The 452-nt window shown below is 58.8% G+C and carries 1 pseudogene; it reads right to left on the reverse strand.

Annotated features, from left to right (window positions below):
* Positions 1 to 277 (reverse strand): annotated as a pseudogene (locus tag B3797_RS19345) (TonB-dependent siderophore receptor); the annotation flags it as partial.
* Positions 278 to 452 lie beyond the last annotated feature (175 nt).

Genomic DNA, 452 nt, shown 5'->3' on the forward strand with positions numbered 1-452 from the left:
TCTCTTCGCGCGTCACCACCGAAACCGACTGCGGGTTTTTCTCAATCGGCGTATCGGTTTTGGTGCCGGTGGCGCTCTGTCTGGCGGCGATGGTCGGCGCCGGGCCCCATGCGCTCTCCTGCGCCGCGGCAGAAGCAGCATCCGACGAAACCACCAGCGTCTCCTCAGCCAGCGCGGAGGCGCTTACTGAGCCCAGAATGACGGCAATGCTCAAAGCCAGCGGACGGCGAGCAAGCGCGCCGCGCAGGTAACAAGGAAAAGTCGTTCGCGCATTCATAGTAGTGTCTCTTGAATAATGTGGGCAGGCGAATGGAAACGAGAATGATTATTATGCCGAATGGATTTTAGGCGAAACTCTTACTTTTCTGCAAGGGATAATCCCGCGCGCAGCGCCGTCTGGCGGGCATTCGCGCAGTATTGATCAGGCACAAAAAAAGGGCGCCGTAGCGCCC

Source organism: Pantoea sp. UBA5923 (genome assembly GCF_002431095.1).
GTDB lineage: Bacteria > Pseudomonadota > Gammaproteobacteria > Enterobacterales > Enterobacteriaceae > Pantoea > Pantoea piersonii.